The organism is Salmonella sp. SA15303, from assembly GCF_029962125.1.
Taxonomy (GTDB): domain Bacteria; phylum Pseudomonadota; class Gammaproteobacteria; order Enterobacterales; family Enterobacteriaceae; genus Salmonella; species Salmonella enterica.
This window is the reverse complement of the sequence record NZ_CP123924.1, coordinates 2,360,975-2,386,572: the sequence shown is the minus strand read 5'-3', so window position 1 is coordinate 2,386,572 and position 25,598 is coordinate 2,360,975. Positions and strand designations below refer to the sequence as shown.

Below are 25,598 nucleotides of genomic sequence, written 5' to 3'. Positions count from 1 at the left end.
AAGTGCTATAAGTGGCAGTTTATTTTGCGCGGTATTCAGGACAGTCACAAAGCATGACATCACAAAAAGCAACGCTAATAGGGCTTGTTGCCATCGTTCTGTGGAGCACGATGGTTGGGTTAATTCGCGGCGTCAGCGAAGGTCTCGGACCGGTAGGCGGCGCAGCCATGATCTATTCATTAAGCGGTCTGCTGCTGATTTTTACCGTCGGATTACCTGATATCCGCCGTTTCCCGGGGCGATACCTCATCGCAGGCAGCGTACTGTTTGTCAGTTATGAAATATGCCTGGCGCTTTCTCTCGGTTATGCCGCCACTCGCCATCAGGCTATCGAAGTCGGCATGGTTAACTATTTATGGCCCAGCCTGACCATTCTGTTTGCCATTCTTTTTAATGGGCAAAAAACTAACTGGCTTATTGTTCCTGGATTGCTTATTGCACTTACTGGCGTTTGCTGGGTTCTGGGGGGCGAGAATGGTCTTAATCCCGGAGAAATTATCAGCAATGTCGCCACCAGTCCGCTAAGTTATTTACTGGCATTTCTTGGGGCGTTTATATGGGCGACGTACTGCACGGTCACCAATAAATATGCGCGTGGTTTTAACGGTATCACCGTCTTTGTGTTACTCACCGCCGTGGCGCTGTGGTTACACTATTTTCTTACGCCGCAACCTGCCATGATATTTAGCCTACCGGTGATTGCTAAACTTTTTACCGCGGCATTAACGCTGGGGTTTGCCTACGCAGCATGGAATGTGGGCATACTTCATGGCAATGTGACTATCATGGCCGTAGGGTCTTATTTTACCCCCGTCATGTCCTCTGCTCTGGCAGCGCTGTTACTCAGCTCACCACTGTCATTCTCCTTCTGGCAAGGCGCAGTCATGGTTTGCGTAGGTTCGCTACTTTGTTGGCTGGCAACGCGGCGGCGCTAATAGCGACGGGCGGGCCGATATTGATATTAAATCGACCCGCTGTACCTTGACACTCTTCATAACACAACTACGCTTTTATCTATTGCCTGTGCGTATTTAACGATTTTCCATTTTCACGTGCTCCTCCTGCGCCATACCAGGATTGCGCTGGTAAAAATGAATTTTATAAAATCGTTAAATATGTTAATGTAATGATGTAATTATATTAACAAATATATAATTAACGTTAGCTTGCAACTGTTATTAGTGCATATAATAATCAGTGGTTACTACCAAAAATAAAACCATAAACAGCCCAATAGTCCCCTCCGAAAATATATCTTATTAGACAGTCCCTATTTGAATTAATACTCTCAAATGTATTAAGGAGATCTCGATCACACAAATTAAAATAATTTGTAATCTTATGAAACTTATTATTGAACTTATGCCACTCCGTCATTTAAAAATAGTCTGCCATTGACAAACGCCTCGTTTAACAATGGTTGAGGAAACACGCTAAGAAAATTATAAGGATTATTAAAATGAAACTTAAGTTAGTGGCAGTGGCAGTGACTTCCCTGTTGGCAGCAGGCGTTGTAAATGCAGCCGAGGTATATAACAAAGACGGCAATAAACTGGATCTGTACGGTAAAGTTCACGCTCAGCATTATTTCTCTGATGATAACGGAAGTGATGGTGACAAAACTTACGCGCGTCTGGGCTTTAAAGGCGAAACGCAGATCAACGATCAGTTAACCGGTTTTGGCCAGTGGGAATATGAATTCAAAGGCAACCGTACTGAAAGCCAGGGCGCTGACAAAGACAAAACCCGTCTGGCGTTTGCTGGTCTGAAATTCGCTGACTACGGTTCTTTCGACTACGGTCGTAACTACGGCGTTGCTTACGACATCGGCGCATGGACCGACGTTCTGCCAGAGTTTGGTGGCGATACCTGGACTCAGACTGACGTCTTCATGACTGGCCGTACTACTGGTGTTGCCACCTACCGTAACACTGACTTCTTTGGCCTGGTTGAAGGTCTGAACTTTGCCGCGCAGTACCAGGGCAAAAACGACCGTGACGGCGCGTACGAGTCTAACGGCGACGGTTTCGGTCTGTCCGCAACGTATGAGTACGAAGGTTTTGGCGTAGGTGCGGCCTATGCGAAGTCTGACCGTACTAACAACCAGGTGAAAGCAGCGAGCAACCTGAATGCTGCGGGTAAAAACGCTGAAGTCTGGGCTGCTGGTCTGAAATATGATGCGAACAACATCTACCTGGCGACCACCTACTCCGAAACGCTGAACATGACCACCTTCGGTGAAGATGCAGCGGGTGATGCGTTTATCGCGAATAAAACCCAGAACTTCGAAGCGGTTGCTCAGTATCAGTTCGACTTCGGTCTGCGTCCGTCCATCGCTTACCTGAAATCCAAAGGTAAAAACCTGGGTACTTACGGCGACCAGGATCTGGTTGAGTACATCGATGTTGGCGCAACCTACTACTTCAACAAAAACATGTCCACCTTCGTTGATTACAAAATCAACCTGCTGGACGACAGCGACTTCACCAAAGCGGCTAAAGTGTCTACCGACAACATCGTTGCTGTTGGTCTGAACTACCAGTTCTAATTTTGTTGTAGTCTGAATACAAAGCCAGTCCTTTCAGGGCTGGCTTTTTCTCTTGATGTAGACTCGGTCATAAGGAGTATGCCGTGCAGACGTTCACTGGTCGTTGTCTTTGCGGACAGAGCCATTTTACCGTTGACGTCGAAATGCTGGATGTCTATGCCTGCCATTGTACGCTGTGTCAAAAATGGTCGGGTGGAATAGCCATGTATCTGGAAGCCTGCGGGCAACCACAGCTAGCCCCCCTTTCCCCGGAACCGCCATACTTTTCATCCTCTTCGCGCGGCGAACGCTACTTCTGTTCCGGCTGCGGGTGTCCGCTGTGGTTTCGGCTTACCGATACCGATCGCTATTTTATTCCCTGGACCTTACTGGAACTGAACGAAGTTGATCGCCGTCGGCTGATTCTGGCTGCGGAAATTTATACCGAGACCCAACCTGCCTTCTGGCGACTGACGGGGCAATACGCACGCCTCAGCGGTAAAGAGGTTGAGGAAATGGACTCCCCCTGCCAGCTAGCGCATTAAGCGCTTATCTCACCAGGCGTTATGTTATCGGCGTTGGGCTTTTGCCAGGCTGAACCACATCCCTACCGCCAGCAAAAGAAGCATACTCCCGGCGCTGCTTAACGCCACGCTATGCGACCAGATAAAGGCATGTCTGGCGGCGTCCAGTATTGCCTGCCCCTGCGTGGGCGGTAGGCTATTCGCCAACTGCACGGCTTCTCCCATTGAAGATGACGCTCTGGCAATCTCTTGCGCCTCAAGCCCGGCAGGCAGACGGATAGACGCGGAGAAGCTACGGCTTAACAACAGACCGAAAATGGCAATGCCCAGTCCCGCGCCCAGTTCATAAGCCATCGTTTCTATCGCGCCGGCCGCCGCCGCTTTTTCTGCCGGCGCAGCGGCCATAATTGCCGACGTGGAAGCCAGCAATGCGCTGGCGGCGCTAAATCCCAGCAGCGCCATCAGCCCCCAGGCCTGCCATTGTTGGGTGCTGAAATCCGTCATCGCCAGGCCATAAAAACTCAGCGCGCTTAACGCCATGCCGCCCGTCGCGACCAGCCGTAGTCCCAGACGCGAGACCAGCACGCCCGCAATCGGCCCGCTGAATCCACTGGCGACCATTACCGGCAGCATAAATACCCCGGCCTCATAAGGCGATAGCCCGTGAACAAACTGCAGCTCTTGCGCCATCAGCAGCTCAAAACCCACCAGAGTGATCATCGCGGTCATCGCCATCACGACGCCGCTCAGGATAATGCGATGGGTAAATAGTCGCATATCAATCATCGGACGCGATGTCGCAAGCTGTGTGCGGATAAAGAGTCCCAGGAGCAGCGCGCCGGTAAGCAGGGTAAACGAGATAACCCACAGCGACAGATGCCCTTTCAGCGCGGTTTTAGCGCTATAGACCAACAGCAAAATGGCAATAATCAGCATCACCGCATGGCCAAGATTGAGCGGTTGATCGCGACGGCCCGCCTGGCGAGGAACATAGCGGGCGGTTAAGCCCATGACGACCAGCACAATCGGCACGTTGATCAGGAAAACCGATCCCCAGTAAAAATGCTCTAATAATATGCCGCCGATGAGCGGCCCAAACGCCGCTCCGCCCGAACCTACCGCTGCCCAGACGCCCAGCGCCATGTTGCGATGCTTCTCTTCACAAAAGGTAGCGCGTATTCCGGCCAGCGTCGCCGGTACAATCATCGCCGCGCCAATAGCCAGTAATACCCTGGTGGCGATAAGCCAACTGGCGGTATGCGAAAACGCTGCCGCCAATGACGCCAGGCCAAAGAGCGTCCCGCCCAGCATCAGCAGGCGTTTAAAACCGATACGATCGCCAAGTGCGCCCATCGGCAACACCATGCCAGCCATGACCAAAGAATAAATATCAATGATCCACAGCAGCTCGTTGCCGCTGGCCCCCAGTGTCATACTCAGTGTCGGCGCGGCGACATGCAAGACCGTGGCATCAATGGCGACAGGAATATAGACCAGCACAATAATGACTAACGTTAACCACTGACGAAACATAACTCTCCCTTCAAAAACTCAAATTTGGACGCTTGTCCAGCTTCAGGATCCTACGGTAAGTTGAACGAATGTCCAGCTTTTTGTTACACTGCGCGCATTGGCTAATGTGGGGAAAATATGAGTTACCTTAACCGGGATGAACGCCGCGAAGTGATCCTGCAAGCGGCGATGCGCGTGGCGCTGGCAGAGGGGTTTGCCGCCATGACGGTGCGACGAATCGCATCAGAAGCCGATGTCGCCGCCGGCCAGGTGCATCACCACTTCAGCTCGGCGGGCGAGCTCAAAGCGCTGGCCTTTGTCCATTTGATCCGCACCCTGCTTGATGCCGGGCAAGTTCCGCCGCCCGCCACCTGGCGTGCACGGCTTCACGCTATGTTGGGTAGCGAAGACGGCGGCTTTGAGCCTTACATAAAATTGTGGCGAGAGGCGCAAATTCTGGCCGACCGGGATCCGCACATCAGAGATGCTTATCTCCTCACGATGCAGATGTGGCATGAGGAAACGGTCACAATTATCGAGCAGGGCAAACAGGCAGGAGAATTTACGTTTACTGCTAACGCCACGGATATCGCCTGGCGGCTTATCGCACTGGTGTGCGGGCTGGACGGTATGTATGTACTGGGGATTCCGGAAATGGCCGATCCCGCGTTTAAATTCCATCTGGATCGTATGATTACGCTTGAACTCTTTGCGTAAAGTTACAAATAATTTAATAAAAATCGCTTTTAATTTACAAATAGTAACAATTAAGAAACATCATATCTCCTCATCGCGCCGCGCTGGCCTGGTTTTTTATCTATTCTTTCACTCAATATTCTAAAAAAACTTCAATAAGTTCTCAAAAGAGCGCGTGACGCTCTGTCTCTTTTTTGTGTTTTTCTTCAAATGATATGCGCATGTGAGGGGTAAAATGACACGACAAAACGAGAATTATAACCGTTATCTCTTGAGTGACTGGCGACCCGAAAATCCAGCCTTCTGGGAGAATAAAGGGAAAGGCATCGCCAGAAGAAACTTATGGATTTCAGTAAGTTGTTTGCTCCTGGCATTTTGCGTCTGGATGTTGTTTAGCGCTGTTGCCGTCAACCTCAATAAAATTGGATTTAATTTTACCACCGACCAACTCTTTTTATTAACCGCATTACCTTCTCTTTCCGGCGCAATATTACGCGTTCCCTACTCCTTTATGGTGCCACTGTTTGGTGGTCGTAAATGGACCGTATTAAGCACCGTAATATTGATTATTCCCTGCGCCTGGCTGGGATTCGCCGTACAAAATCCCGCCACCCCTTTCGGGGTATTTATGCTCATCGCTCTGTTGTGCGGTTTTGCGGGGGCAAACTTCGCGTCCAGTATGGGCAACATCAGTTTTTTCTTTCCAAAAGCCAGACAAGGTAGCGCGTTGGGTATTAACGGCGGACTGGGAAATCTTGGCGTCAGTGTGATGCAGTTGATTGCGCCGCTGGTTATTTTTCTGCCGATATTTACTTTTTTAGGCGTCCAGGGCGTGCCGCAACCTGATGGCTCCCTGCTCGCCCTCACTAACGCCGCCTGGATCTGGGTGCCGTTACTGGCTGTCGCGACGCTTGCCGCCTGGTTTGGTATGAACGATATCGGCAGTTCAAAAGCGTCTGTCGCCTCGCAATTGCCGGTGCTAAAACGTCTGCACCTGTGGCTGCTTAGCCTGCTGTACCTGGCGACATTCGGGTCATTCATCGGCTTTTCCGCAGGTTTCGCCATGCTCGCCAAAACGCAATTTCCCGACGTAAACATTCTGCAACTGGCGTTCTTTGGCCCCTTTATCGGCGCGCTGGCGCGATCGGCAGGCGGCGTGATCTCCGATAAATTCGGCGGCGTTCGCGTAACGCTCATTAATTTTATCTTTATGGCGCTGTTTACCGCCTTGCTATTCCTCACGCTGCCAGGCTCCGGCGCAGGCAGCTTTAGCGCGTTCTATCTTGTTTTTATGGGCCTGTTTTTGACAGCGGGTCTCGGCAGCGGTTCTACCTTCCAGATGATTGCGGTGATCTTCCGGCAGATCACGCTCTACAACGTCAAACTGCGCGGCGGGAGCGATGAGCAGGCGCAGCGCGAAGCGGTGACGGATACCGCCGCCGCGCTCGGTTTTATCTCCGCTATTGGCGCTGTGGGCGGCTTCTTTATTCCAAAAGCGTTTGGCACCTCTTTGGCCTTGACCGGCTCGCCGGTGGGCGCCATGAAAATCTTTTTGCTGTTTTACCTCGCTTGCGTCCTGCTGACCTGGCTGGTCTACGGGCGTCGTAAGCCTAAACAACAATAACAACATACGCACCTGTAGGACGGCCATCCGGTAATGGTTTAACGCCAAATCGACAGGATGGCGGAAAATTTATCGAAGCAGGAGAAATGTCATGAGTAAACTGTTGGATCGCTTTCGTTACTTTAAACAAAAAGGCGATACCTTTGCCGACGGCCATGGTCAGGTGATGCATACCAACCGCGACTGGGAAGACAGTTATCGCCAGCGCTGGCAGTTTGATAAGATCGTGCGCTCAACCCACGGCGTCAACTGCACGGGCTCCTGTAGCTGGAAAATTTATGTCAAAAACGGTCTGGTGACGTGGGAAACCCAGCAAACCGACTACCCGCGCACGCGTCCCGATTTACCGAACCATGAACCGCGCGGCTGCCCGCGCGGCGCCAGCTACTCCTGGTATCTCTATAGCGCCAATCGTCTGAAATACCCTCTGGTGCGTAAGCGGCTGATAGAACTGTGGCGCGAGGCTCTTTCCCGGCACAGCGATCCGGTGCTGGCATGGGAATCTATAATGAACGACCCGCAAAAATGCCAAAGTTACAAACAGGTGCGCGGACATGGCGGCTTTATTCGTTCGAACTGGAAAGAGCTGAATCAGCTCATTGCCGCCGCTAACGTCTGGACAATCAAAACCTATGGTCCGGATCGTGTGGCGGGGTTTTCACCTATTCCAGCAATGTCGATGGTTTCTTACGCCGCCGGAACACGTTATCTGTCATTGCTTGGCGGTACTTGTCTGAGCTTCTATGACTGGTATTGCGATCTTCCGCCCGCGTCGCCAATGACCTGGGGCGAGCAGACTGACGTGCCGGAGTCCGCCGACTGGTATAACTCAGCCTACATTATTGCCTGGGGCTCTAACGTGCCGCAGACGCGTACCCCGGACGCCCACTTCTTTACCGAAGTGCGCTACAAAGGCACCAAGACGATCGCCATCACCCCGGACTATTCCGAAGTCGCTAAACTGTGCGATCAGTGGCTGGCGCCAAAGCAAGGTACCGACAGCGCGCTGGCGATGGCCATGGGTCACGTTATTTTAAAAGAGTTTCATCTCGATAATCCCAGCGACTATTTTCTTAACTATTGCCGCCGTTATACCGACATGCCAATGCTGGTCCTGTTGGATGAGCGCGCAGACGGCAGTTATGTACCGGGGCGTATGATGCGCGCGTCGGATCTGGTGGATGGACTGGGAGAAGCCAATAATCCGGAATGGAAAACCGTCGCGCTCAACAGTACGGGCGAACTGGTCGCGCCCAACGGTTCTATCGGTTTTCGCTGGGGCGAAAAGGGAAAATGGAACCTGGAACCGGTGGCGGCGGGCGTCGAAACTGAACTGTCGCTCTCTTTACTCGGTCAGCATGATGACGTGGCGGGTGTCGCTTTCCCCTATTTTGGCGGCAACGAAAACCCACATTTTCGCAGCGTGCGGCAGGAACCGGTGCTGGTACGTCAGTTACCGGTGAAACGCCTGGCTCTGGCGGACGGTAGCGAGCGGATGGTCGTCAGTGTTTACGATCTGGTGCTGGCGAATTATGGGCTGGATCGTGGTCTGGATGACGGCCATAGCGCCAATAATTATAACGACGTAAAAGCCTACACGCCGGCCTGGGGCGAACAGATTACCGGCGTGCCGCGTCGACATATCGAAACTATTGCGCGTGAATTTGCCGAGACCGCCCATAAAACTCACGGTCGTTCGATGATCATCCTCGGCGCGGGAGTGAATCACTGGTATCACATGGATATGAATTACCGTGGGATGATTAACATGCTGGTGTTCTGCGGCTGTGTTGGACAAACCGGCGGCGGCTGGGCGCACTATGTCGGCCAGGAGAAGCTGCGGCCGCAAACCGGCTGGCTGCCGCTGGCCTTCGCGCTGGACTGGAATCGCCCGCCGCGTCAGATGAACAGTACCTCGTTTTTCTACAACCATGCCAGCCAGTGGCGCTATGAAAAACTGACTGCGCAAGAGTTGCTGTCGCCGCTGGCCGATCCGGCTAAATTTTCCGGACACCTGATCGATTTCAACGTGCGCGCGGAACGTATGGGCTGGCTACCCTCGGCGCCGCAGCTTAATCTTAACCCGCTCAGCGTGAAAGCGAGCGCCGATAAAGCCGGGCTGTCTGCGGCGGATTATACCGTGCAGGCGTTGAAATCAGGCGCTATCCGTTTTGCCTGCGAACAGCCTGACAGTGGTCATAATCACCCGCGAAATTTATTTGTCTGGCGCTCTAACCTGCTCGGCTCCTCCGGGAAAGGTCATGAGTACATGCTCAAATATCTGCTGGGCACAGACAGCGGTATCCAGGGCGAAGCGCTGGGTTCCAGCGAAGGAATTAAGCCTGAAGAGGTGGAATGGCAGTCCACCGCGATTGAGGGCAAGCTCGATCTGTTGGTCACGCTTGATTTCCGTATGTCCAGTACCTGTCTGTTTTCCGATATCGTTTTGCCGACCGCCACCTGGTATGAAAAAGACGATATGAATACCTCGGATATGCATCCGTTTATCCACCCCCTTTCCGCTGCGGTCGATCCTGCCTGGGAATCCAAAAGCGACTGGGAGATCTACAAAGGTATCGCCAGCGTCTTTTCTGAAGTGTGTGTCGGACACCTCGGACAGGAAACCGATGTGGTGCTACACCCGCTCCAGCATGATTCCCCGGCGGAACTGGCGCAGCCATTTGATATTCTCGACTGGCGTAAAGGCGAGTGCGAACTTATTCCGGGCAAAACCGCCCCCAATATCGTCGTGGTTGAACGCGATTATCCGGCCACCTATGAACGTTTTACCTCGCTGGGTCCCCTGCTGGATAAATTAGGCAACGGCGGTAAGGGGATTGCCTGGAATACGCAAGATGAAGTCGATTTCCTCGGTAAGCTCAATTACACCAAACACGATGGCCCGGCGAAAGGACGTCCGCGAATAGACACCGCGCTGGATGCTTCGGAAGTGATTCTTGCCTTAGCGCCGGAAACTAACGGCCAGGTGGCGGTGAAAGCCTGGCAGGCATTGGGCGAGATGACCGGGCGCGAGCACACCCATCTGGCCATCAATAAAGAAGATGAGAAAATTCGCTTTCGTGATATCCAGGCGCAACCGCGCAAAATTATCTCCAGCCCGACCTGGTCAGGACTGGAAAGCGAGCATGTCTCTTATAACGCCGGATATACCAACGTACATGAACTGATCCCGTGGCGCACGTTGTCGGGGCGGCAACAACTCTATCAGGATCATGCGTGGATGCGCGCTTTTGGCGAAAGCCTGGTGGCATATCGTCCGCCGATTGATACCCGCAGCGTCAGCGAAATGCGAGAAATTCCGCCCAACGGTTTCCCGGAAAAAGCGCTTAACTTCCTGACGCCGCACCAGAAATGGGGAATTCACTCCACCTACAGCGAAAACCTGCTGATGCTGACCTTGTCGCGCGGCGGGCCGATTGTCTGGATCAGCGAAGCCGATGCCCGTGAATTGGGTATTGAAGATAACGACTGGATTGAAGCCTTCAACGCTAATGGCGCCCTTACCGCTCGTGCGGTGGTCAGCCAGCGCGTCCCGCCGGGTATGACCATGATGTACCACGCCCAGGAGCGGATTATGAACATTCCGGGTTCGGAAGTGACCGGGATGCGCGGCGGGATCCATAACTCCGTGACCCGGGTCTGTCCAAAACCGACGCATATGATCGGCGGCTATGCGCAACTGGCTTACGGCTTCAACTATTACGGAACCGTGGGTTCGAATCGCGATGAATTCATCATGATCAGGAAGATGAAAAACATTAACTGGCTGGATGATGAGGGCCGGGATCAGGTACAGGAGGCGAAAAAATGAAAATACGCTCACAGGTTGGGATGGTACTGAATCTCGATAAATGTATTGGCTGTCACACCTGCTCCGTCACCTGTAAAAACGTCTGGACCGGACGTGAAGGGATGGAATACGCATGGTTCAATAACGTCGAAACTAAACCAGGCATCGGCTATCCCAAAAACTGGGAGGACCAGCAGGAGTGGCAAGGCGGTTGGGTTCGTGATGTTAATGGCAAGATAAGGCCCCGTCTGGGCGGCAAAATGGGGGTAATTAGCAAAATTTTCGCCAACCCGGTGATTCCGCAAATCGATGATTACTATGAACCCTTTACCTTCGATTATCAGCATTTACATAATGCGCCGGAGAGTAAGCATCAGCCCACTGCCCGCCCTCGTTCACTGATCGACGGAAAACGGATGGACAAGGTGATCTGGGGGCCAAACTGGGAAGAGCTGCTCGGCGGCGAGTTTGAAAAACGCGCCCGCGACCGCAACTTCGACAACATACAAAAAGAGATGTACGGTCAGTTCGAAAACACCTTCATGATGTACCTGCCGCGCCTGTGCGAACACTGCCTGAACCCCAGTTGTGTCGCCACCTGCCCAAGTGGCGCTATTTATAAGCGTGAAGAAGACGGCATCGTGCTAATCGACCAGGATAAATGCCGAGGCTGGCGTTTGTGTATCAGCGGCTGCCCGTACAAAAAAATCTACTTTAACTGGAAGAGCGGCAAGTCTGAGAAGTGCATATTCTGCTATCCGCGTATTGAATCCGGCCAGCCGACCGTTTGCTCGGAAACCTGCGTCGGGCGCATTCGTTATCTTGGCGTTCTGCTCTACGACGCCGACAGGATTGAAGAAGCGGCCAGTACCGAACACGAGACGGATTTGTATGAACGTCAGTGCGATGTGTTTCTCAATCCGCACGATCCGGCGGTCATCGAAGAGGCGCTTAAACAAGGCATCCCGCAAAACGTCATCGACGCCGCCCAACGGTCGCCGGTGTACAAAATGGCGATGGACTGGAAGCTGGCGCTTCCGCTGCACCCGGAATACCGTACCCTGCCGATGGTCTGGTACGTACCGCCGCTATCGCCCATCCAGTCATACGCTGACGCGGGCGGGTTGCCGCACAATGGCAATATTCTGCCGGCGGTGGAAACGCTGCGTATTCCAGTCCAGTACCTGGCCAATATGCTCAGCGCGGGCGATACCGGCCCGGTCATTCGGGCGCTAAAGCGGATGATGGCGATGCGCCACTACATGCGCTCGCAGACGGTTGAAGGCGTGACGGATACCCGCGCCATTGAGGAAGTCGGTCTGAGCATACAACAGGTTGAAGAGATGTATCGCTACCTGGCGATTGCCAATTATGAAGATCGTTTTGTCATTCCCACCAGCCACCGGGAAATGGCGCGCGATGCCTTTCCGGAGCGCAACGGCTGCGGCTTTACTTTTGGCGACGGTTGCCACGGGTCGGATACCAAATTCAACCTGTTCAACAGTAGCCGTATTGATGCCATCAATATCACCGAAGTACGTGATAAAGCGGAGGGGGAATAATGCAAATCCTCAAAGCGATTGGCCTGTTGATGGAGTATCCGGACGACGAGTTGTGGGAATGTCGGGATGAAGCGCTCACCCTTATCCAACACGATGCGCCAATGCTGGCCGACTTCACTCGCGAGCTGCTTTATGCGCCGTTACTGGATAAACAAGCAGAATGGTGTGAAGTGTTTGACCGCGGGCGCGCCACTTCATTGCTGTTATTCGAGCATGTTCATGCGGAGTCCCGCGATCGCGGCCAGGCGATGGTCGATTTGTTAAGCCAATATGAAACCGTGGGCCTGCACCTCAACTGCCGCGAACTGCCGGATCACCTGCCGCTCTATCTGGAGTACTTAAGCGTGTTGCCGGAAGCGGAAGCGCGCGAGGGATTACAGAATATTGCCCCTATTCTGGCGCTACTGGGCGGTCGCCTGAAACAGCGAGGAGCGCCGTGGTATCAACTGTTTGACGCCCTGCTGACGCTGGCGGGCAGCACGCTTACAAGTGACAGTGTCACCAAACAGATTATTCAGGAATCGCGGGATGATACCCGTCAGGCACTGGATGCCGTCTGGGAAGAAGAACAGGTGAAGTTTATCGAAGATAACGCCACGACCTGTGACAGTTCACCGTTACACCATTATCAACGACGCTTTAGCCAGGACGCGGCGCCGCAGTACGTCGACGTCAGCGCGGGAGGCCCGAAATGATACAGTACCTGAACGTCTTTTTTTACGACATCTACCCCTATATTTGCGCCACGGTATTCTTCCTCGGCAGTTGGCTGCGCTATGACTACGGACAATATACCTGGCGCGCGTCGTCCAGCCAGATGCTGGACAAGCGTGGGATGGTGATATGGTCGAATCTGTTCCATATTGGCATTCTGGGGATCTTCTTTGGCCATCTGTTTGGGATGCTAACGCCACACTGGATGTATGCCTGGTTCCTGCCGATTGCGGTAAAGCAGCAGATGGCGATGATCCTCGGCGGCGTGTGCGGCGTATTAACGTTGATCGGCGGCGCGGGATTACTGTGGCGTCGTCTGACCAATCAGCGTGTGCGGGCGACATCCACTACACCTGATATTATCATCATGAGCATTTTGCTGATTCAGTGCCTGCTTGGCCTGAGCACCATTCCGTTTTCGGCGCAATATCCGGATGGCAGCGAAATGATGAAGTTGGTGGGCTGGGCGCAAAGTATTGTCACCTTCCGCGGCGGGTCTTCGGAAATGCTGAGCGGTGTGGCGTTTGTTTTCCGCGTTCATCTGGTGCTGGGAATGACTATTTTCCTGCTCTTCCCGTTCACCCGTCTGGTTCATGTCTGGAGCGCGCCGTTTGAGTATTTCACCCGTCGCTACCAGATTGTTCGTACCCGCCGCTAATTCTCTTTGCCCGGGGATACGCTTACCGGGCAAAGAAAAACGCCTGGGCGTCGTCATTCGGCAACGCACAGGCTATGATGATTCTTCAGTCAAAGGAGAACATCAATGAAACCGCAGATTTACCATGTTGACGCCTTCACCGGCGACCCCTTTCGCGGCAACTCTGCTGGCGTTGTCTTACATGCGGATACGCTAAGCGACGCGCAGATGCAGCTGATTGCCCGTGAACTTCGTCACTCGGAAACCGCCTTTTTGCTAAAAAGCGAAGAGAGTGATGTGCGCATACGCTACTTTACACCGACAGTAGAAGTCCCCATCTGTGGTCATGCCACCGTGGCCGCGCATTATGTTCGGGCAACGGTACTGGGGTTGGGAAACACCACCGTCTGGCAAACCTCGTTAGCGGGCCGTCATCGCGTTGAAATTCATGCCGAACACAACGACTATCGCATCACGCTGGAACAAGGTCAGCCCTCTTTTGAACCACCGCTAGTCGGAGAGATTCGGGCTGCCATCATCACCGCACTGAACCTGACTGAAGATGATATCGTGCCGGGAGCGCCAATTCAGGTGGCTTCAACAGGACATGCAAAAGTGATGATCCTGCTCAAACCAGACGTTGATATTGATGCCCTTTCTCCTAATCTGGCAGCCCTGACGGCAATCAGCCAGCAAATTGGCTGTAACGGCTTTTTTCCTTTCCAGATTCGTCCGGGAAAAAACGAAACCGATGGGCGAATGTTTTCCCCGGCGATAGGAATTGTGGAAGATCCGGTAACGGGAAACGCCAATGGCCCGATGGGGGCATGGCTCGTCCATCATGGCCTGATGGCGCATGACGGTAAAACGCTGCAGATTCAAGGCCATCAGGGGCGCGCTTTAGGCAAAGAGGGTACTGTTGATGTTACCGTCACCATTCGCGATAACCAGCCGGAAAACGTCACCATCTCCGGCCAGGCGGTCATTCTGTTTCATGCCGAATGGGCCATTACTTTTTAATCTTTGTCAGGCCCGCAAATCCTCGCGGCAAAAAATTATTTTCCCGCCTCTGGATGGGTATCAAATGCAGCCATTACCGCGGCCAGCTCCGCCTCGGTAAAACCGTGCTTTACATCATTTACGCCGAGACCAAACTGCTGCTGAAGTAACTGATACAACGACGGTACATCCGGTACATTGACCTGTTCAACGGCATGTCCCTGGTGGTAACGCGTGAAGTGGAAATTCGTTAATGTCAGCTTGCCGCCATCAGGCAAATGGCGGCACATCAACAAATGATGACGAAAATGGGATTGCGGCCAGTGAGCCGACCAGAAATTGCCCATCACATGATCGCTCTGCTGCTGCACCCCCAGATCAAAACAGTACATCGACTGCCAGTGCTCATGGTGGCGGAATTGTAAAATCCATGTGCTTCCCTCCTGCATCAGGCGGTATTCGCCATGCGGCGTTTGCTGGGCAATTTCAGCCTGCAGACGAAGCGGTGCGGTTAGCGTTTGGCCGCCAAACCCCACGTCCGCGATCCACTGCTCATCCTCAACATCAACCAGCAGCAAACGGTGCGTGCGCGGCGGTAAACTGGCGGGATGAGACAGAATGACCCGCCCCAATAAGCTTCGGACGTTAAAACCGATGTCGCGTAACGCGCGTTCAAACAGGCCATTCAGTTCAAAACAGTATCCACCGCGTCGGGCATAAAGCAGTTTCTCCTCTAATGCCGTCTCATCGAGCTGTATTTCACGAGGCAGTAGCACATCCAGATTTTCAAAAGGAATCGCGCAGTTGTGCGCTAAGTGAAGCGTTCTGAGCGCTTCAACCGTAGGAACCCCCAACGGCTGACAATGTAATCGCGTAAAATAAGCATGTAAAAAAGAGGTCATCTGAGGCTTCCATTAACATTAATGCTTGCGTTCGGCACACAGGCTGAGGCGGATATCGCTGCGCAACAGGATACCCTATCCGTGGAATAGCGTTGGATACTTTTGAAAAAAATAAGACAGGCCGGCTGTCGCGCCGGAGGTACGTGGAATTTTGGCGTACAAACGGAAATCGGGTTCTGAGAATCTCTTTGCGACACGCCGCCAAAATAGCGGCGTGTTAAAATTTTTAACGCCGGCTCAGCGAGTCTGATTTCTAACAAAACTGGCTAAACATAAACGCTTTTTAATAATTGTCCAAATAGTTATGGTAGCGAGCTTTTATGTCGGCCGCCCATTGCGCTTTCGCCTCCTGCATGTTGCTGGCCCGAGCGATATAATATTCTAAACACGGAATGGCGCCTAATGCCTGAGGTAAGGCATTATATGCTGCCATTCGCTCTCTGACGGTTTTATATTTTTCATCAATATCATAATCATAGTACGCTGGCGCTTCAAAAAAGCCCTCTTCCAGTCTCATACAAATCTCTTCAAAGGTCCCCTCAACCTCAACGGTATGTTCCCCATCCGATATCCTGACGATTGGCTTACCTTCAGCTATCAGCGAGAGTTGTTCGAATGTTAACATCCGACCATCAGAAAGCTCGACATCTATAGTAAACAGTCCATCACGTACAGCATCAGCAAGGTGATTATGGATATTCCCTGCATTGGCACAGAACTCCGCAACTTTAGGCGTAACATTACAATAATGTTCAATTACTCGCGTAAATCCGTAGGCCAGTCCTGCGGTAAGCACATACAAGATGCCTTTCATGATTTTTGTTGATAATTTATTTTCATAATCTCCTGCAGCAACATGAGGTAGCTTATTTCCTGATAAAGCTCTGGCATAGGTAGAAACTGATGTATATGGCATATCCTACTCCTTCAAATTTTGCTCAATAGCTTTATATGTCCTACTCCTCTCTCATTATGACGATATGTCAATCAACAAAATTGCTCAAAGGCATACATTTTCAGGAGAAAATGAGAATAACAGGCGCAACGGCCTGATCTTATGCTGCTTCAATATCGTCAGGTGGTTTATCGTTCGAGGTCATATCTATGACCATAAATCCCTGCAGGGATTAACCCTGATTAATTATTGCGCAACGCAATCACTGCCGATTTGTGCTGGCGTCTTATCTGGCTGAATCGTGACCACACCGCACCACATCTGACCACACAAATAAACTCGACATCCTCATTTTGTTCTTTCCGTATGTTTTGCGTCATTTAACAATTGCAGGTAGGATGCTCCGCCGGCGGTTTTATCCCTGTCACAGAATCAGGGAAAAGCGGCATTCGCCATTGCAGGCAATCGATTGGTGAGCGCCCGTCGCGGCATAAGGAATTTTTCTGTCAGGACAGGCTATAACAGGTAACGTAATGAAAACACAGACTACGCACGCCGCAGAACAACATGCGGCGAAACGACGCTGGCTGAACGCCCATGAAGAGGGGTATCACAAAGCGATGGGGAATCGTCAGGTTCAGATGATTGCTATCGGCGGCGCGATTGGCACCGGTTTATTTTTAGGTGCAGGCGCCCGATTGCAAATGGCCGGACCGGCACTGGCGCTGGTCTATCTGATATGCGGCATTTTTTCTTTTTTCATTTTACGCGCGCTGGGCGAACTGGTATTGCATCGCCCTTCCAGCGGGAGCTTCGTCTCCTACGCCCGTGAATTTTTGGGTGAAAAAGCGGCCTACGTCGCAGGCTGGATGTACTTTATTAACTGGGCGATGACCGGGATCGTCGATATCACCGCAGTGGCGTTATACATGCACTACTGGGGCGCATTTGGCGACGTTCCGCAATGGGTGTTCGCGCTCGGCGCGTTAACCATTGTCGGTACCATGAACATGATCGGCGTAAAATGGTTTGCCGAAATGGAGTTCTGGTTCGCGCTGATAAAAGTACTCGCCATTGTTATCTTCCTGGTGGTAGGCACGATTTTTCTCGGTACCGGTCAACCGCTTGAGGGTAATGCCACCGGTTTTCACCTGATTACAGATAATGGCGGCTTTTTCCCGCACGGCCTGTTGCCCGCGCTGGTACTGATTCAGGGCGTGGTGTTCGCTTTTGCTTCGATTGAACTGGTCGGTACCGCCGCTGGGGAGTGCAAAGATCCACAGAAGATGGTGCCAAAAGCCATCAATAGCGTGATCTGGCGTATTGGTCTTTTCTATGTAGGATCGGTCGTATTGCTGGTTTTGCTGCTGCCGTGGAACGCCTACCAGGCGGGGCAAAGTCCGTTTGTCACCTTCTTTTCTAAACTTGGCGTGCCTTATATCGGCAGTATTATGAATATCGTGGTGTTAACCGCCGCGCTTTCCAGCCTGAACTCCGGGCTTTACTGTACGGGGAGAATTTTACGTTCAATGTCGATGGGGGGTTCCGCGCCGAAATTCATGGCGAAAATGAGCCGTCAGCATGTGCCCTATGCGGGTATTCTGGCGACTCTGGTGGTTTACGTGGTCGGCGTGTTCCTGAATTACCTGGTCCCCTCCCGCGTGTTCGAGATCGTTCTTAATTTTGCCTCGCTCGGCATTATCGCGTCGTGGGCGTTTATCATGGTGTGCCAGATGCGTTTACGCCAGGCGATAAAAGAAGGCAAAGCCGCAGACGTCAGTTTTAAACTGCCCGGCGCGCCTTTTACCTCCTGGCTAACACTGCTGTTTTTACTAAGCGTGCTGGTACTCATGGCGTTTGACTACCCGAATGGAACTTATACTATCGCCTCGTTGCCGCTGATCGCTATTCTGCTGGTCGCCGGCTGGTTTGGCGTGCGACGTCGCGTGGCGGAGATCCATCGCACTGCGCCAGTGACGGCGGATTCGACAGAGAGTGTCGTATTGAAAGAAGAAGCAGCGACATAACATTCCCCTTCCCCGGCAGCCCCAGGCCTGCCGGGTTTAATGCGCGTTGCCGCCAACACCGCATCGCGCCCAATGCTTAGTCAGCCTTAATCAACTGCGCCACATCATTGCTGTTAATTTCCCGCTGGTTGCCTTCCTGATCGGTATAACTGGTCATCCCCGTCTCTTTATCTAACTGCGGCTTACCCTGAGTTACGATCGTTTGCCCATTCTTCGTCGTCATCACATAGTTGGTTGTACAACCCGCAAGCATAAAAAACATCATGCCCAAACCTGAGCATATAAATAACTTTTTCATATTTTCCTCGTGAATATAATGAGTTAACTACAGCAAAAAGGCAGTGTAATTCTCACAGAATCATCAGGCTATCGGCGGGGTGTAACGAGGCGTATCGGTGCGTTTAAAGAGATGACTGGAGGGGTTTCCCCCTCCATACCCTATTTACAGAGCAATGCGAATAACATCATCCGGCTGCGTCGCTTCCTGTTCACGTGTCGATTTCTGCTTCACGCTGACGTAGAGCGTTTTACCGTCTGCCGATAGCGCCAGGCTATTCGGGTACGTCGGCGTATCGAACGTTTTAACAACGTTATAGGTCTTCGCATCGATCACGCTGACCTGACCTGCCTGACGATGTGTCACATACGCCTCGTTACGTGTCGGGTTAAACAGGACGGCCAAAGAAGCAGGCGCCGCGATTTTGGCAAGAATATTGCCATTACGGGTATCGACAACCAGAACCTCAGTCGCCTTCGAGTCGGTGATAAACGCGCGATGACCTGCGGTATCGAGACTCAGGTTAATAAAGAAGTGTTCTTTACCGTCATCCAGCAACTTCTTACGACTGAGAATTTTATTGCTGGCGGTATCGATAGTGATAAATTCGCCATCCGCATTGGTGGTGTACAGGCGTTGCGCTTTACTGTCGAGCGCCAGACCCGTACTCATTTTGCCGGTATTTTCGATCGTCGTTTTCAGTTTGATGGTTTCGCCATCCACTACCCAAATAGCACTCTCTTTACCAACACCGCTAATGTAGATCGTGTTGGTCGCCGCATCGGCAACCAGCTCACGGGGCTGTAACGGACGAACCTCTTCAGTACGTTTGCGCGCATCAAGTACCAGACGACCTTTTACATCACCCGTTTTGGCATCAATCGCGGTAACTGCGCTGTTAATGGTATTGCCAAACCACAGCGTTTGGGTCGCGGCATTGATGGTGGCGCCGAACGGCTTGAGATCGTTATGAATCGCTTGCGTGATTTCCAGCGTCACCGGGTCGAGACGATAAACTACGCCGCCTTTATCCAGTTTACGGCTTTGCGATGTAGCCAGCCAGAGCGCGTTTTCTTGCTGACTCCAGGCCATCTCATAAGCGCCTTTGCCTACCGCTTTACGCAGCATGTCTTCCGCCGCCAGCGTGCTAAATGAGGATGCGACGAGGAGCGAACCTAACAATAAAGAACCACGCAGGCGCGGCGAAAAAAGATGACGTAAGTGCATGACGACTCCCTTTGATAAAAACGTGTATAGCTGCTTCACACTACTTCGCTGCGCGGGATCTTCGTTCCGCACTTATTATAAGTTGAGAATAATAATCATTATTTATCAGAAAGTGGAGCTTTTCCTCGCCTGCGAATGTCATGGCTCTTAAATACCGCACATTTTCTTAACTTAATGTGCGATTAAAATTTCAAAACTTTACATATTGACTACCCTTAATGTCACGTTTTCCGTTGATACGCTTACATTTATCCGGCATTTTCATGAAAATTATTTCCGTTAGACAGCGACTTTATCCCGCCCTCTTATTGCCTCTGACCTTCTCCCCGGTCCTTCAGGCCGCCAGCGCGCCCAATGAACAAACCATGATAGTCACCGCAACGCCGCAAACCGTATCCGAGCTGGATACACCTGCCGCCGTTAGCGTCATTGAGGGAGAAGACATGCGTCTGGCGACGCCTCGCGTTAATTTATCTGAGTCTTTAACCAGCGTCCCGGGATTGCAGGTGCAGAACCGGCAGAACTACGCGCAGGATCTGCAAATCTCTATCCGTGGATTTGGCTCGCGTTCCGCCTTTGGCGTGCGCGGCATTCGTCTGTATGTTGATGGCATTCCCGCCACCATGCCGGATGGACAAGGCCAGATTTCGAATATTGATATTAACAGCATACAAGACGTTGAAGTGTTACGCGGCCCCTTCTCAGCGCTATACGGCAATGCTTCCGGCGGCGTAATAAATGTCACCACCGAAACCGGGAGACAACCGCCCACCCTTGAGGCCAGCAGCTACTACGGCAGTTATGGAAGCTGGCGCTATGGACTAAAAGCCACGGGCGCGATGGGTGACGGCACACAGCCAGGCGACGTGTATTACACGGTATCGACTACCCGTTTCACCACCCACGGCTACCGCGATCACAGCGGCGCGCGAAAAAATCTGGCTAATGCCAAACTGGGCGTGCGCCTTGACGATGTCAGTAAACTCTCGCTGATTTTTAATAGTGTGGACATTAAGGCGGACGATCCCGGCGGACTTACCGAATCTGAATGGAAAGCCGATCCGCAACAGGCGCCGCGCGCTGAACAGTACAATACGCGTAAAACCATCAAACAAACTCAGGCAGGATTGCGTTATGAACGTCAGCTCAGCGCGCAGGATGATATCAGCGTGATGGCCTACGCCGGAGAGCGGGAAACCACGCAATACCAGTCTATTCCCCTGGTGGCACAGCTAAAACCAGCCCAGGCTGGCGGCGTAATTACACTGCAACGCCACTATCAGGGCATTGATTCCCGCTGGACTCACCGGGGAGAATTAGGTGTGCCGGTCACCTTCACTGGCGGAGTAAATTATGAAAATATGAGCGAAAACCGCAAGGGTTACAATAATTTCCGTCTCAACAACGGCACCCCTGAGTTCGGGCATAAAGGCGATTTACGGCGGGATGAGCGTAACCTGATGTGGAATGTCGATCCTTATCTGCAAACCCAGTGGCAGCTTACGCAAAAACTCTCGCTGGATGCTGGCGTGCGCTACAGTTCCGTGTGGTTCGATTCTAACGATCACTATATCGCGCCCGGCAATGGCGATGACAGCGGCGACGCCAGCTATCACCACTGGCTACCCGCCGGATCGCTAAAATATGCGTTAACTGACGCCTGGAATCTCTATCTTGCTGCCGGTCGCGGATTTGAAACTCCCACTATCAATGAGCTTTCTTATCGCGCTGACGGCCAAAGCGGGTTCAACTTTGACCTCAAACCGTCGACCAATGATACGGTGGAAGTCGGCAGTAAAACGCGGATTGGCAACGGCTTGTTGACCGCCGCGTTATTTCAAACCGATACCGATGATGAAATTGTCGTCGCCAGCAGTATGGGAGGACGCACTACCTACAAAAACGCGGGCAAAACGCGCCGCCAGGGCGCAGAACTTGCGTTGGACCAGCGCTTCGCCGGCGACTGGCGGGTGAAAGCATCATGGACCTGGCTGGATGCGACCTATCGCAGTAACGTTTGTCAGGGGCAAAACTGTGATGGAAACCGGATGCCCGGCATCGCCCGTAATATGGGATTCGCCTCATTAGGTTTTATCCCGGATGAGGGGTGGTACGCCGGAACAGACGTTCGGTATATGGGCGATATCATGGCCAATGATGAAAATACCGCCAAAGCGCCTTCGTATACCGTTGTTGGACTAAATACAGGGTATAAATTTAATTACAGTCAGCTTACCGTCGATATTTTTGGGCGGGTAGATAATCTATTTGATAAAGAATATATAGGTTCGGTGATCGTTAATGAATCTAATGGCCGATATTATGAGCCAGCGCCAGGGCGTAACTATGGCGTGGGGATTAATCTGGCATGGCAATTTGAATAAATATCCGGCAAATATCCGGCAATAGCGGGGAATCCCCGCTATTGATAAGTCATAGTTTCATGAAAGTTACATGAAGTACTGATTTTTAATCGTCGCTACGTTTTGTTGCAAAACGTTCTGTAGGCAGTGGCGACTGGCTTCTTTATCACCAGTCACTAACGCATTAAGCAATTTTCTGTACAGATTAACGCCGTTTTGATAATCATCAAGTTTAAAATTATCATATAAAAAATGCAGACTTGGCCCCAGGCGTACCCATAATTGCTCGATCATGGCATACAGCGTTGGCATATCCGCGTAGTGGTAGATCTCAAAGCGGAATGCGCGGTTGGCCAAAAGAATTTTCTCCATAACGCCACTTTCCAGCGCCTGTTGAAATTCATCTAATAGCGCATTCAGCGTCTGCTCGCGATCCGGGGTAATCTTACCCGCAGCGGCGACCACCGCCATCTCCTCCAGGGCAGTACGAATCGTATTAATTTCCAGCAAACTTTCCAGCGAGATCTCCGGCACCATAAACGCCTGTGCTGGCGCCACCGCCAAAGCACTGGAAGAGACCAGCCTTAACAGGGCCTCACGCACCGGCGTAATACTGACGCCTAACTCTTGAGCGATATTTTTAGTGATAAGCCTTGCGCCTGGTTTTAATGCGCCAATAGACAATTGATGCTTTAACCGATTTTCAACCTGTGTGGTCAGGCTTATATGTTGTGTTTTTTCCGTACCCGGCATTTTCCTTCCTTCACCTCTTGGCAGAACAACATCGCAATCGAGTCCCGAAGAAGTTTCGGAACTTAATTGTAAAAAAGATAATCCAGGCCTGAACGGCCAAATAAATAAAAGTGATAATTTACTTGCGTGATATTCTCATCTTTTACAACAATACAGGTTTCTTTATGGCAACCGTTTTATCTCCGTCATTCCTTCATGTATCGAGATTTTTGACCGGTTCAGGCCGCTGAGGGAGATAAGCTGCCCCACCGCGATCTGAATGATGAATATAAGTAAAGCCGCAATTTTAAAATTTGCACATTTTTATGGCGACATAATGCCGCCATTTTTTCTTTACGCATCGTCCGCTAAACGTATCACGACTTTGCCAAAGTTCTTCCCCGCCAGCAGCCCCATAAACGCTTCTGGCGCATTTTCCAGCCCATCAGTAATCTGTTCCCGATAATGTATTTTCCCTTCTTTGATCCAACGCCCCATTTCTTGCTGAAACTCATGTATCCGGTGACCATAGTCCTGGTTGATGATAAAACCTTGCAGACGAATACGCTTTTTAAGTAATGTCGCCATCAGCAGAGGCAGTCTGTCTGGACCGTCCGGCAACGCTGTCGCATTGTAGCCGCTGACCAGACCGCAGAGCGGAATCCGCGCCGACGTATTCAGTAGCGGTAAGACGGCGTCAAAGACTTTACCACCGACATTCTCATAATAGATATCGATACCCTGCGGGCAGGCCTGCGCAAGCTGTTGTGGGAAATTATCAGCGTGATGATCAAGGCACAGATCAAATCCCAAAACGTCTGTCGCATGACGGCATTTTTCCGCGCCGCCAGCAATACCCACGACCCGGCAGCCCTTCAGCTTGCCAATTTGCCCAACCGTTGCGCCTACGGGGCCGGTGGCGGCGGCGACAACCAGCGTTTCGCCCTCTTTCGGCTGGCCGATATCCAGTAACCCCATATAGGCGGTAAACCCCGGCATTCCTAAAATACCCAATGACCAGGAAGGATGTTGCGGATTATCACCCAGCTTTACCAACCCTTCGCCATCTGAAATGTCATAATCCTGCCAACCATTGTAACTCAACACCCATTCGTCTGGTCGGTAATCAGGATGATTCGACGCGACAACGCGACTGACCGTACCGCCAACCATAACGCAGCCAGGTTCAACAGGCGGCGCATAAGAGGGTTCATCGCTCATGCGGCCACGCATATAAGGGTCGAGTGATAAAAAAACGGTACGCAATAGCACCTGCCCTTCACCGGGCGTCGCGACGTCATCTTCTTCGAGGCGGAAGTTATCCATCTGCGGCGCGCCGTGGGGACGCGAGGCCAAAACCCAACGACGATTTCGGTTGGTCTGTTGCTTCATTCTATTCTCCTCATGCCTGGCATAATCCATCAATAATAGTCGAACATTAGCTTTCTGAGGGAGTTAAACACTCTCAGATATCAGGCTGTGCGCTTTTATGAACGACTTTCTCCCCCTTCTCGCTAAATATGAATTCTTGCGCTAATTCGTTGATTTATGCCGCCTTCAATAGTATTTCTAACACTATCGTAAACATTCCCTGGGGTTCCCTATGACGATTCGCTTTGCCGATAAAGCAGACTGCGCCGCGATTACCGAAATCTATAACCATGCGGTATTACATACTGCGGCCATCTGGAATGATCGGACGGTCGATACGGATAATCGCCTTGCCTGGTATGAGGCCCGTCAATTACTGGGCTATCCGGTGCTGGTAAGCGAAGAAAATGGCGTGGTGACTGGCTATGCATCATTTGGCGATTGGCGCAGTTTCGACGGTTTTCGCTATACCGTCGAGCACTCGGTTTATGTTCATCCGGCGCACCAGGGGAAAGGACTGGGGCGAAAGCTGCTCAGCAGACTGATCGACGAAGCCCGACGCTGCGGCAAGCATGTGATGGTGGCCGGTATTGAGTCACAGAATGCCGCCTCGATACGCCTACATCATTCGCTGGGATTTACCGTCACCGCGCAAATGCCGCAGGTCGGCGTAAAATTTGGCCGTTGGTTAGATCTTACGTTTATGCAGCTCCAGCTTGATGAACACGCCGCGCCGGACGCCTGCTGATGAACCAGTCGCTGACGCTCATCTTTTTGATCGCCGCCGGTGTCGGGCTGGTGGTACAAAACAGTATTATGGTGCGTATTACGCAGACATCATCGACGATTCTGATCGCTATGCTGTTGAACTCGCTGGTAGGGATCGTTTTATTTGTGACGATATTGTGGTTTAAGCAAGGCGCTACGGGCTTCGGCGAGCTGGTCGCCAGCGTTCGCTGGTGGACATTGATCCCCGGTCTGCTGGGGTCATTTTTTGTATTTGCCAGCATTAGCGGGTATCAGAACGTTGGCGCCGCGACGACTATCGCGGTACTGGTCGCCAGCCAGTTAATCGGCGGACTGGCGCTGGATATCGCGCGTAGCCACGGCGTCACGTTACGCGCAATGGTCGGGCCGGCGTTTGGCGCGCTGTTGCTGGTCATTGGCGCATGGCTGATTGCGAAGCGCCAGTTTTAAT

21 protein-coding genes are annotated in these 25,598 nt (G+C 51.9%); 14 read left to right on the top strand and 7 right to left on the bottom strand.

Annotation, left to right across the window (positions count from 1 at the left end; genetic code table 11):
• Positions 1–53 precede the first annotated feature (53 nt).
• From yddG to QEN31_RS11660, 3 genes are all read left to right on the top strand, one after another.
• On the top strand, positions 54–935 hold the full coding sequence (gene yddG / locus QEN31_RS11670; RefSeq protein ID WP_000203799.1) for an aromatic amino acid efflux DMT transporter YddG: 882 nt from the start codon (positions 54–56) through the stop codon (positions 933–935).
• Between the two features lie 524 nt (positions 936–1,459).
• Positions 1,460–2,548 carry a porin OmpD gene (gene ompD, locus QEN31_RS11665; protein WP_000769035.1) on the top strand — a complete coding sequence of 363 codons (1,089 nt, stop codon included), beginning with the start codon at positions 1,460–1,462 and terminating at the stop codon, positions 2,546–2,548.
• Positions 2,549–2,691: 143 nt separating this feature from the next.
• Complete coding sequence (locus QEN31_RS11660) at positions 2,692–3,072, top strand: GFA family protein (protein WP_014343841.1); 381 nt, start codon at positions 2,692–2,694, stop codon at positions 3,070–3,072.
• Positions 3,073–3,096: 24 nt separating this feature from the next.
• Here the strand turns inward: QEN31_RS11660 and smvA are convergent, their stop codons facing one another.
• Positions 3,097–4,584, bottom strand: a complete 1,488-nt coding sequence (gene smvA, locus QEN31_RS11655; RefSeq protein ID WP_000489731.1) for a methyl viologen efflux MFS transporter SmvA — start codon at positions 4,582–4,584, stop codon at positions 3,097–3,099.
• Positions 4,585–4,701: 117 nt separating this feature from the next.
• Between smvA and QEN31_RS11650 the strand changes: the two genes are divergently transcribed.
• From QEN31_RS11650 to QEN31_RS11620, 7 genes are all read left to right on the top strand, one after another.
• Positions 4,702–5,280 carry a TetR family transcriptional regulator gene (locus QEN31_RS11650; protein WP_000121043.1) on the top strand — a complete coding sequence of 193 codons (579 nt, stop codon included), beginning with the start codon at positions 4,702–4,704 and terminating at the stop codon, positions 5,278–5,280.
• Between the two features lie 214 nt (positions 5,281–5,494).
• Positions 5,495–6,883, top strand: a complete 1,389-nt coding sequence (locus QEN31_RS11645; protein WP_000198251.1) for a NarK family nitrate/nitrite MFS transporter — start codon at positions 5,495–5,497, stop codon at positions 6,881–6,883.
• Between the two features lie 91 nt (positions 6,884–6,974).
• On the top strand, positions 6,975–10,715 hold the full coding sequence (locus QEN31_RS11640) for a nitrate reductase subunit alpha (RefSeq protein ID WP_000040398.1): 3,741 nt from the start codon (positions 6,975–6,977) through the stop codon (positions 10,713–10,715).
• Complete coding sequence (narH, locus tag QEN31_RS11635) at positions 10,712–12,256, top strand: nitrate reductase subunit beta (protein ID WP_000702596.1); 1,545 nt, start codon at positions 10,712–10,714, stop codon at positions 12,254–12,256. The genes QEN31_RS11640 and narH overlap by 4 nt, the downstream gene beginning before the upstream one ends.
• A complete protein-coding gene (gene narW, locus QEN31_RS11630) occupies positions 12,256–12,951 on the top strand; it encodes a nitrate reductase molybdenum cofactor assembly chaperone (RefSeq protein ID WP_001166296.1) in 696 nt (231 codons plus the stop codon). Before narH ends, narW begins: the two co-directional genes overlap by 1 nt.
• Positions 12,948–13,628, top strand: a complete 681-nt coding sequence (gene narI / locus QEN31_RS11625) for a respiratory nitrate reductase subunit gamma (RefSeq protein WP_000617106.1) — start codon at positions 12,948–12,950, stop codon at positions 13,626–13,628. The genes narW and narI overlap by 4 nt, the downstream gene beginning before the upstream one ends.
• 105 nt (positions 13,629–13,733) lie before the next feature.
• Positions 13,734–14,627, top strand: a complete 894-nt coding sequence (locus tag QEN31_RS11620; protein ID WP_000804282.1) for a PhzF family isomerase — start codon at positions 13,734–13,736, stop codon at positions 14,625–14,627.
• A gap of 35 nt (positions 14,628–14,662) precedes the next feature.
• Here QEN31_RS11620 and nhoA read toward each other — a convergent pair whose 3' ends face one another.
• Positions 14,663–15,508 (bottom strand): N-hydroxyarylamine O-acetyltransferase, encoded by an 846-nt coding sequence (nhoA, locus tag QEN31_RS11615; protein ID WP_000200329.1) that lies wholly within the window; start codon positions 15,506–15,508, stop codon positions 14,663–14,665.
• Positions 15,509–15,791: 283 nt separating this feature from the next.
• A complete protein-coding gene (gene steA / locus QEN31_RS11610; RefSeq protein ID WP_001147134.1) occupies positions 15,792–16,424 on the bottom strand; it encodes a type III secretion system effector SteA in 633 nt (210 codons plus the stop codon).
• A 512-nt stretch (positions 16,425–16,936) separates the two neighbouring features.
• Between steA and ansP the strand changes: the two genes are divergently transcribed.
• Positions 16,937–18,430 carry an L-asparagine permease gene (ansP, locus tag QEN31_RS11605; protein ID WP_000857101.1) on the top strand — a complete coding sequence of 498 codons (1,494 nt, stop codon included), beginning with the start codon at positions 16,937–16,939 and terminating at the stop codon, positions 18,428–18,430.
• A 76-nt stretch (positions 18,431–18,506) separates the two neighbouring features.
• Here the strand turns inward: ansP and QEN31_RS11600 are convergent, their stop codons facing one another.
• Together QEN31_RS11600 and yncE are read right to left on the bottom strand one after the other, a co-directional pair.
• Positions 18,507–18,728: a YgdI/YgdR family lipoprotein gene (locus QEN31_RS11600; protein WP_000732362.1), complete on the bottom strand. Its 222-nt coding sequence runs from the start codon at positions 18,726–18,728 to the stop codon at positions 18,507–18,509.
• A 144-nt stretch (positions 18,729–18,872) separates the two neighbouring features.
• Complete coding sequence (gene yncE / locus QEN31_RS11595; RefSeq protein WP_000550636.1) at positions 18,873–19,934, bottom strand: 7-bladed beta-propeller protein YncE; 1,062 nt, start codon at positions 19,932–19,934, stop codon at positions 18,873–18,875.
• 263 nt (positions 19,935–20,197) lie between these two features.
• Here yncE and pqqU point away from each other — a divergent pair, with 263 nt between their 5' ends.
• On the top strand, positions 20,198–22,318 hold the full coding sequence (pqqU, locus tag QEN31_RS11590; RefSeq protein ID WP_000692042.1) for a TonB-dependent receptor PqqU: 2,121 nt from the start codon (positions 20,198–20,200) through the stop codon (positions 22,316–22,318).
• Between the two features lie 66 nt (positions 22,319–22,384).
• Here pqqU and mcbR read toward each other — a convergent pair whose 3' ends face one another.
• Both mcbR and QEN31_RS11580 read right to left on the bottom strand, forming a co-directional pair.
• On the bottom strand, positions 22,385–23,050 hold the full coding sequence (gene mcbR, locus QEN31_RS11585; protein WP_001119592.1) for a colanic acid/biofilm transcriptional regulator McbR: 666 nt from the start codon (positions 23,048–23,050) through the stop codon (positions 22,385–22,387).
• Between the two features lie 333 nt (positions 23,051–23,383).
• The gene (locus QEN31_RS11580) at positions 23,384–24,421 is read right to left on the bottom strand and encodes an NADP-dependent oxidoreductase (RefSeq protein WP_001517827.1); all 1,038 of its coding nucleotides are present in this window, start codon (positions 24,419–24,421) and stop codon (positions 23,384–23,386) included.
• Between the two features lie 211 nt (positions 24,422–24,632).
• Here QEN31_RS11580 and mddA point away from each other — a divergent pair, with 211 nt between their 5' ends.
• Together mddA and QEN31_RS11570 are read left to right on the top strand one after the other, a co-directional pair.
• Positions 24,633–25,148, top strand: a complete 516-nt coding sequence (mddA, locus tag QEN31_RS11575) for an L-methionine sulfoximine/L-methionine sulfone acetyltransferase (protein WP_000155373.1) — start codon at positions 24,633–24,635, stop codon at positions 25,146–25,148.
• Positions 25,148–25,597, top strand: coding sequence for a DMT family transporter (locus QEN31_RS11570; protein WP_001076571.1), 450 nt, complete (start codon positions 25,148–25,150; stop codon positions 25,595–25,597). Before mddA ends, QEN31_RS11570 begins: the two co-directional genes overlap by 1 nt.
• Position 25,598: the final 1 nt, after the last annotated feature.

Bases quoted from the DNA above. Each gene is read 5' to 3' on its own strand.
- ompD (WP_000769035.1), top strand. From the start codon at position 1,460: ATGAAACTTAAGTTAGTGGCAGTGGCAGTGACTTCCCTGTTGGCAGCA.
- mddA (WP_000155373.1), top strand. From the start codon at position 24,633: ATGACGATTCGCTTTGCCGATAAAGCAGACTGCGCCGCGATTACCGAA.
- ansP (WP_000857101.1), top strand. From the start codon at position 16,937: ATGAAAACACAGACTACGCACGCCGCAGAACAACATGCGGCGAAACGA.
- QEN31_RS11570 (WP_001076571.1), top strand. From the start codon at position 25,148: ATGAACCAGTCGCTGACGCTCATCTTTTTGATCGCCGCCGGTGTCGGG.
- narI (WP_000617106.1), top strand. From the start codon at position 12,948: ATGATACAGTACCTGAACGTCTTTTTTTACGACATCTACCCCTATATT.
- QEN31_RS11620 (WP_000804282.1), top strand. From the start codon at position 13,734: ATGAAACCGCAGATTTACCATGTTGACGCCTTCACCGGCGACCCCTTT.
- smvA (WP_000489731.1), bottom strand. From the start codon at position 4,584: ATGTTTCGTCAGTGGTTAACGTTAGTCATTATTGTGCTGGTCTATATT.
- QEN31_RS11640 (WP_000040398.1), top strand. From the start codon at position 6,975: ATGAGTAAACTGTTGGATCGCTTTCGTTACTTTAAACAAAAAGGCGAT.
- mcbR (WP_001119592.1), bottom strand. From the start codon at position 23,050: ATGCCGGGTACGGAAAAAACACAACATATAAGCCTGACCACACAGGTT.
- QEN31_RS11650 (WP_000121043.1), top strand. From the start codon at position 4,702: ATGAGTTACCTTAACCGGGATGAACGCCGCGAAGTGATCCTGCAAGCG.
- steA (WP_001147134.1), bottom strand. From the start codon at position 16,424: ATGCCATATACATCAGTTTCTACCTATGCCAGAGCTTTATCAGGAAAT.
- yddG (WP_000203799.1), top strand. From the start codon at position 54: ATGACATCACAAAAAGCAACGCTAATAGGGCTTGTTGCCATCGTTCTG.
- QEN31_RS11660 (WP_014343841.1), top strand. From the start codon at position 2,692: ATGCTGGATGTCTATGCCTGCCATTGTACGCTGTGTCAAAAATGGTCG.
- yncE (WP_000550636.1), bottom strand. From the start codon at position 19,934: ATGCACTTACGTCATCTTTTTTCGCCGCGCCTGCGTGGTTCTTTATTG.
- narH (WP_000702596.1), top strand. From the start codon at position 10,712: ATGAAAATACGCTCACAGGTTGGGATGGTACTGAATCTCGATAAATGT.
- QEN31_RS11580 (WP_001517827.1), bottom strand. From the start codon at position 24,421: ATGAAGCAACAGACCAACCGAAATCGTCGTTGGGTTTTGGCCTCGCGT.
- QEN31_RS11645 (WP_000198251.1), top strand. From the start codon at position 5,495: ATGACACGACAAAACGAGAATTATAACCGTTATCTCTTGAGTGACTGG.
- QEN31_RS11600 (WP_000732362.1), bottom strand. From the start codon at position 18,728: ATGAAAAAGTTATTTATATGCTCAGGTTTGGGCATGATGTTTTTTATG.
- narW (WP_001166296.1), top strand. From the start codon at position 12,256: ATGCAAATCCTCAAAGCGATTGGCCTGTTGATGGAGTATCCGGACGAC.
- pqqU (WP_000692042.1), top strand. From the start codon at position 20,198: ATGAAAATTATTTCCGTTAGACAGCGACTTTATCCCGCCCTCTTATTG.
- nhoA (WP_000200329.1), bottom strand. From the start codon at position 15,508: ATGACCTCTTTTTTACATGCTTATTTTACGCGATTACATTGTCAGCCG.